The sequence below is a fragment of the Nonomuraea sp. NPDC052265 genome (genome assembly GCF_044547985.1).
GTDB lineage: Bacteria > Actinomycetota > Actinomycetes > Streptosporangiales > Streptosporangiaceae > Nonomuraea.
This window is the reverse complement of record NZ_JBIUBJ010000009.1, coordinates 327,340-333,733: the sequence shown is the minus strand read 5'-3', so window position 1 is coordinate 333,733 and position 6,394 is coordinate 327,340. Positions and strand designations below refer to the sequence as shown.

Here is a 6,394-nt window from a genome sequence, read left to right as displayed (position 1 = left end):
GCCTCAAAACCCACAGCCCCTACGACCAGGCAACCGCCTGGTCGCACCGATCAAACGACCTCGCTGCTTGACAACAAACGTCCAGGGATGTCTGATCCCAGGGCCAGTCCAGCAGCCGCGCGCCCAGGACCGCGGTCTCCAGGGTGAAGCGCTGGGTGGGGTCGTCGGGTGAGAAGCCGGTCAGCCGGCGGATGCGTTCCAGCCGGTACGTCACCGCCCGCGGGCTGATCCGCAGCCTCCGGGCCGCCGCCGCCTGGTTGCCGTGCGCGGCGAAGACCGCCTCCAGCGTCTCGACCAGTGGCTCGTGCCCGCCCCTCGCCTGGAGCAGCGGGCTCAGCACACTGGTCACCAGGTCCTCGATCGCGCCGCGATCGCGCAGCAGCACGGGGAAGACCAGCAGGTCGGCGGCCTTGACCACGTCGAGCGTGAGCCGGAGCGCGTCGGCCAGCTCCAGCGCCCCGGCCGCCTCCCGGAAGGAGGTCACGACGCCGCCCGGCCCGCGGTGCGGCCGTCCCACGCCGACCCGCCATCCGGCCGGGAAGCGGGCGCGTACGTGATGGGTGAACTCCCCCACGGCGGCGGGCAGCGTGGCGGGCACGACGCACACCAGCAGCCCCTCGCGCACGGCCACCAGCACGTTGTGCGAGCCGAACCGGGCGATCAGGTCGCGCTCGATGCGGTCCTGGTCCCCGTCGCGCAGCCCGCGGGCGGCGGCCACCACGTACGACTCGGCCAGCCGGAGCCCGAAGTGCTCGGCCCGCTCGGCCAGCCGCTCGGCCCGTCCCTGGAGCAGGTCGTCGACGAACTCCCTGCGGGCCGTCTCCTCGCCCCTGATGGCGGCGAGCTGGGCCAGCTCGTACCCCTCCATGAGCGCCGAGACGGCCCTGCGCAGCGCGGGCAGCACGTGCGGCAGGCCCTCGGCGGCGGCGAGCGCGCCGTCCACCAGCGTCCGCAGCGGGACGCCCTGCTCGGCGGCGCGCGTGCCGTCGGCGCGGCAGACGTCGAGCGCCTCCCGCGAGGGCGGACGGCCGGAGGCCGCCCCCGCCAGCACCTGACGATGCCCGCCGAGCAGGTCGGCGGGCATCCTGGAGAGCACCATCACACTCCTACGTCACGCCTGTCGAAGGACAGGATCGCGGTGAGCGCGAGCACTGCCGTCGCTCCCGCCAGCACAAGGTAGTCCCCGACCGGCAGGCCCTCATAGAGCGGCCGGCCCTCGGCGTAGTAGTGGAACGGCGAGACCCACTTCAGCCAGGCGATGGCGTCCACGCCGCGGCCGAGCGTGACGACGATGTACCCGGCCGCCACCCACACGCCGACGACGGACGAGGCGATCATCCTGCGCCCGGTCACCGCGCCGACGGTCAGGGCCACGGTCCCGAAGAACAGCGCGAGCAGCAGCACCCCGACGTGCGCGGCCAGGATGCGGTCGAACGGCACCCCGATCTCCGCCGCGTCGCCGGCCGCCCACGCCACGGCCAGCGTCACGGCGGACACCGCCAGCAGCGCCAGCGCCAGCGCGCAGAAGCGCTGGAGCACCAGCCGCTTGCGGTCCACCGGCAGCGTGACGACCAGCTCCAGCGTCCCGGCCTCCTCCGGCTGGGCGATCGCCCGGTTGGCCGTCATCGTGGCGAGCACGACGAACAACATCGGGACGAAGAGCTGGTAGACGACCGTCTGCAGGAAGTTGACGCCGAGGGCCAGGTCCGGCATGCCGCCCATGAGGTCCCTGAGCGGGCCGGGGTACTTGGCCAGGGCCTGCTGGTTGAACGTCCTCGGGTCCTGGCTGACGCTGCGGAAGATGCTGATGTAGAGGGCCATGAACGCGCTGATGCCGACGGTCCACCAGATCAGGGCCCGCCGGTGGTCACGCAGACTCTTGGCGATCATGGTGCCGTTCCTCCTCGCTGTAGTAGGTCAGGAAGATCTCTTCGAGGTCAGGCTCGGCGCTGACCAGGTGCACCACGGTGAACCGGGCGGCGGCCTTGAGCAGGGCGTCCGGGCGGCCGTCGATCGTGCACCGGACGCTGGCGCCCTCCACGCGCAGGTCGCGCACCCCCGGCAGGCCCTCGAACGCCGACGGCGGCACGGGGGCGTCGAAGTGCAGCTCCATCCGCCGTACGGCCTTCTCGCGCAGCGCGGCCACGTTCTCCACGGCCACCAGACGGCCCCGGCGCACGATGCCGACCCGGTCGGAGACGCTCTCCACCTCGGCCAGCACGTGCGAGGACATGAGGACGGTCCGGCCGGACGCGCGCACCTCCCGGACCATGGCCAGGAACTCCTGCTGGACGAGCGGGTCGAGCCCGCTGGTCGGCTCGTCGAGGATGACGAACTCCGGCTCGTGCATGAACGCCTGGATCAGCCCGACCTTCTGCTTGTTGCCCTTGGAGAGCTTGCGCATCGGCACCGACAGGTCGGCGTCGAAGCGTTCGGCCAGCTCCTCGATGCGGCTGCTCGGCACCCCGCCGCGGACCCCGCCGAGGAAGCTCAGGTAGTCGCGGGCCCGGTCGCGTCCTTCGAGCGCCAGCTCGCCCGGCAGGTAGCCGATGCGGGCGCGGGTGGCGGCGGCGCGCGGGTCCTGGCCGAGCACGCGGACCGTGCCGCGGGTGGGCCTGATCACGTCGAGGAGCAGCCTGATGGTGGTGGTCTTGCCGGCGCCGTTGGGCCCGAGGTAGCCGAAGATCTCGCCGGGCCGGATCTCCAGCGTGAGGTCTTCGAGCCCGCGCCGCCCGCCGTAGTACTTGGTCAGCCCTTCGGCCTGAACCACTGCTGTCATGCCGGAATCGTCCCGCCGGGGCGCCGCCGGGGTCATTGGCCGATGTCGGCAGCGTCCCGCCCGGTTCCCTTCCGGGACACGGCAACGGGACACGGCAACGGGACACGGCGCAGGCGACGGCGCAGGACACGGCGACCGGAAATGGGGCAGGGTGAGGTGCGTGGAGACGGCGTTCGTACTCGGTGGCGGTGGGGTGCTCGGTGCTCACGAGGTGGGCATGCTTCAGGCGCTCGACGACTTCGGCATCCGGCCCGACCTGGTCGTCGGCACGTCGGTGGGCGCGCTCAACGGCGCGCTCATCGCCGCCGACCCCGCGCGGGCGGTCGCCCGGCTGACCTCGTTGTGGCGGTCCGACGTCGTCCGTACGGCGTTCGCCGGGTCGTGGGTGACCAGGCTGTCCACGCTGGCCAGGACCGGCACCCACCTGCATCCCAACGGTCCCCTGCGGGAGGTGCTGGCCGGGACGGTGCGCACGGAGCTGATCGAGGAGCTTTCGGTGCCGTTCCAGTGCGTGGCGGCCTCGGTCGAGCGGGCCGCGGCCCACTGGTTCACCAGCGGGCCGTTGGTGGAGGCGGTGCTGGCGTCGTGCGCGGTGCCGGGGCTGCTGCCGCCCGTGAAGATCGGCGGGGAGCACTTCTTCGACGGCGGGCTGGTGCACAGCATCCCCGTCGGCCGGGCCGTGCAGCTCGGGGCCAGGCGGGTCTACGTGCTGCACGTCGGCCGGATCGAGCGTCCGCTGACCGCGCCGCGGCGGTTCTGGGAGGTGGGGATGGTGGCGTTCGAGATCGCGCGGCGTTACCGGTTCGCCGAGGAGATGGCCACGTTGCCGCCGGGGGTGGAGGTGCACGTGATGCCCGCGGGGGTCGCCGAGCCGCTGTCATCTCTGCGCTACCGGGACCTGTCCCAGATCTCCACCTACATCGACCGGGCGTACGAGGCTTCTTCCCGCTATCTGCGGACAGAAGGAGGATGAAGACCCGACCTCAGGGAGGCTGACCTAGGGAGGCTGCTGTTGCTCCCCCCGCGTATCGTGCGCCGGATCGTCCTGGCTCCGCTCGTGATCGTGGTCACCGTGTTCATGCTGGTGACGCTGCCGTTGTGGCTCCTGGTCACGTTCGGCGCCTCCTTGCGCCTGCCACCGCCCCAGCGCAGGGGGCTGCGGTTCGTCTGGTTCGGGGCGGCCTGGCTGACGCTGGAGTCGGCGGTCCTCATCGCCTGCCTCGGGCTGTGGCTGTCGGGGGCGTTCGGGCGGGCCCGGCGCCAGGAGCGGCACTACGCGCTGATCCGCTGGTTCCTGTCGAAGGTGTACGCGGCGGCCGTGCGGATCTTCCGGTTGACCCTGGTCGTCGAGGAGCCGCCGCCGACCCCGCAGGAGCGCGCCGCCCGGCTGAGCCGCCCGATCGTGGTGCTCTCCCGGCACGCCGGGCCGGGCGACTCCTTCCTGCTGATCTATCACCTGCTGTCCCGGTACGAACGCCGCCCCCGGATCGTCATGAAAGCCGCCCTCCAGTACGACCCGTCGCTCGACGTCGTGATCAACCGCCTGCCGAACGCCTTCGTGCCGCGCCGGTCCGGCCGCGAACGGGTGATCGAGGAGATCCGGCGGCTGTCGGCGACCATGGACGAGCGCGACGCGCTGGTGATCTTCCCGGAGGGCGGCAACTTCACCCCGCGCCGGCGGCGGCTGGCGATCCGGCGGCTGGAGGAGAAGGGGCTGGCCGAGGAGGCGGAGCGGGCGCGCGGCATGGACCACCTGCTGCCGCCCCGGCCGGGCGGGGCCATCGCCGCGATCACCGCCTGCCCGGAGGCCGACGTGATCTTCGTCGCGCACACCGGCCTGGACGACCTCGTCACGATCGGCGACGTGTGGCGCAGGCTGCCGTACGCGGCGCGGATCACGGCCAAGTGGTGGCGGGTGCCGGCGGCCGAGGTGCCCCGGGACCGGGAGAGCCAGGTCCGCTGGCTGTACTCCCAGTGGGAGGAGATCGACGCCTGGATCACCACCCAGCGGTCGGCGCGGGATCAGGAGACGCCGGGTCAGCAGACGCCGGGTCAGGAGGCACCGGATCAGGAGGCACCGGGTCAGGGTGAGGGGGCGCCCGGCGGCAGGTAGGGGACCGGGGCGGGGCCGTCGCGCAGCAGGCCCAGGAGGGCGTCGGTGTCGAGGTGCTCCTCGATCAGGTCGCCCAGGGCGTCGAGGCGGGCCTCGCGCAGGCGGGCGAAGTCGGTGTCCGGCGCGGGGACGAAGGCGCGCCCGGCCCGGTCGGCGACGTCGGCCAGGAACGCCCGCCGGAAGGCGTCGTTCTCCAGGGCGCCGTGCCAGGTGGTGCCCCACACGTCGCCGGCGCGGCAGCCGTCCAGGAAGGGCTCGCCGCCCTCGACCGTCGCCCGGCCGTGGTGGATCTCGTACGCGCTGACCGGCTCCCCGTAGGCCCGCCCGACCGGCCGTCCGAGCCGCTTGTCCGGCGCGAACTCGACCCGCACCGGCAGCAGCCCGAGCCCGTCCACCCGGCCCGCCCGCGACTCCACCTCGTCCACGATCTCCCGGCCGAGCATCTGGAACCCGCCGCAGATCCCCAGGACGGGCCCGCGCCGGGCGAGGAGGGCGTCGGCCAGGCCGGTACGCCGCAGCCAGGCCAGGTCCTCGACCGTGGCCCGCGAGCCCGGCAGCACGACCAGGTCGGCGTCGTCCAGCTCGACCGGGTCGGTCACGAAGCGCACCACCACGCCGGGCTCGGCGGCCAGCGCGTCAAGGTCGGTGAAGTTGGAGATCCGGGGCAGCCGGACGACCGCCACGCGCAGCGTCTGCCTGCCCAGCGGCCGGCCGGTCGCGACCCGGCGGGAGTCCAGGGCGAGGGAGTCCTCGACGTCCAGCCAGAGGCCGTCGAGCCAGGGCAGCACGCCGTACACCGACCGGCCGGTGAGCTTCCTGATCATGTCGAGGCCGGGTTCGAGCAGCTCGCGGGCGCCCCGGAACTTGTTGACCACGAACCCGGAGACGAGGGCCTGGTCGGCCGCGTCCAGCAGCGCGACCGTGCCGTGGAAGGCGGCGAACACGCCGCCCCTGTCGATGTCGCCGACCACGACGACGGGCAGCCCGGCGGCCCTGGCCAGGCCCATGTTCGCGATGTCGCCGCGGCGCAGGTTGATCTCGGCGGGGCTGCCGGCGCCCTCGCAGATCACCACGTCGTACTGGGCGCGCAGCCGTTCCAGGCAGGCCAGGGCGGTGGTCCGCAGGAGGTCCTTCAGGGCGCCGTACTCCATGGCGTCCACGTCGGCGACGGGCTCGCCCAGGAGCACGACCTGGCTGCGGCGGTCGCTGCCCGGTTTGAGCAGGACGGGGTTCATGTCGGCGACCGGTTCGAGCCCGGCGGCCTGGGCCTGCATGGCCTGGGCGCGGCCGATCTCGGCGCCGCCGGCGGTGACGTAGGAGTTCAGCGACATGTTCTGGGCCTTGAAGGGCGCGACGCGCACGCCCTGGCGGGCCAGCCAGCGGCAGATCCCGGCGGTCACCACGCTCTTGCCCGCGTCGGACGTGGTACCGGCGACCAGCATCGCCCCCGAGACCTGCGCTGCGTTCATGCAGATCACCGTACATGAACCCCAAACTGCGAA

At 73.0% G+C, this 6,394-nt stretch carries 6 protein-coding genes; 2 read left to right on the top strand and 4 right to left on the bottom strand.

Annotated features, from left to right (window positions below; genetic code table 11):
* Positions 1-19 precede the first annotated feature (19 nt).
* The 3 genes from ACIHAD_RS27145 to ACIHAD_RS27135 are packed head-to-tail and all read right to left on the bottom strand — an operon-like array spanning position 20 to position 2,779.
* The gene (locus tag ACIHAD_RS27145; RefSeq protein ID WP_397357453.1) at positions 20-1,099 is read right to left on the bottom strand and encodes a PucR family transcriptional regulator; all 1,080 of its coding nucleotides are present in this window, start codon (positions 1,097-1,099) and stop codon (positions 20-22) included.
* The gene (locus ACIHAD_RS27140) at positions 1,099-1,890 is read right to left on the bottom strand and encodes an ABC transporter permease subunit (RefSeq protein WP_397357452.1); all 792 of its coding nucleotides are present in this window, start codon (positions 1,888-1,890) and stop codon (positions 1,099-1,101) included. Before ACIHAD_RS27140 ends, ACIHAD_RS27145 begins: the two co-directional genes overlap by 1 nt.
* Positions 1,868-2,779, bottom strand: coding sequence for an ATP-binding cassette domain-containing protein (locus ACIHAD_RS27135; protein ID WP_397357451.1), 912 nt, complete (start codon positions 2,777-2,779; stop codon positions 1,868-1,870). Before ACIHAD_RS27135 ends, ACIHAD_RS27140 begins: the two co-directional genes overlap by 23 nt.
* Before the next feature lie 160 nt (positions 2,780-2,939).
* On the opposite strand from ACIHAD_RS27135, the gene ACIHAD_RS27130 reads away from it, so the two are divergent.
* Entirely contained in the window at positions 2,940-3,752 is an 813-nt protein-coding gene (locus ACIHAD_RS27130) for a patatin-like phospholipase family protein (protein WP_397357450.1), read from the top strand.
* A gap of 39 nt (positions 3,753-3,791) precedes the next feature.
* A complete protein-coding gene (locus ACIHAD_RS27125; RefSeq protein ID WP_397357449.1) occupies positions 3,792-4,892 on the top strand; it encodes a 1-acyl-sn-glycerol-3-phosphate acyltransferase in 1,101 nt (366 codons plus the stop codon).
* On the opposite strand, the gene ACIHAD_RS27120 is transcribed toward ACIHAD_RS27125, so the two are convergent.
* Positions 4,862-6,361 carry a cobyric acid synthase gene (locus tag ACIHAD_RS27120; protein ID WP_397357448.1) on the bottom strand — a complete coding sequence of 500 codons (1,500 nt, stop codon included), beginning with the start codon at positions 6,359-6,361 and terminating at the stop codon, positions 4,862-4,864. The two genes, ACIHAD_RS27125 and ACIHAD_RS27120, sit on opposite strands and share 31 nt — an antisense overlap.
* Between the last annotated feature and the right edge of the window lie 33 nt (positions 6,362-6,394).

Coding starts and splice junctions, on each gene's coding strand:
- ACIHAD_RS27120 (WP_397357448.1), bottom strand. CDS start 6,361: ATGAACGCAGCGCAGGTCTCGGGGGCGATGCTGGTCGCCGGTACCACG.
- ACIHAD_RS27145 (WP_397357453.1), bottom strand. CDS start 1,099: ATGGTGCTCTCCAGGATGCCCGCCGACCTGCTCGGCGGGCATCGTCAG.
- ACIHAD_RS27135 (WP_397357451.1), bottom strand. CDS start 2,779: ATGACAGCAGTGGTTCAGGCCGAAGGGCTGACCAAGTACTACGGCGGG.
- ACIHAD_RS27140 (WP_397357452.1), bottom strand. CDS start 1,890: ATGATCGCCAAGAGTCTGCGTGACCACCGGCGGGCCCTGATCTGGTGG.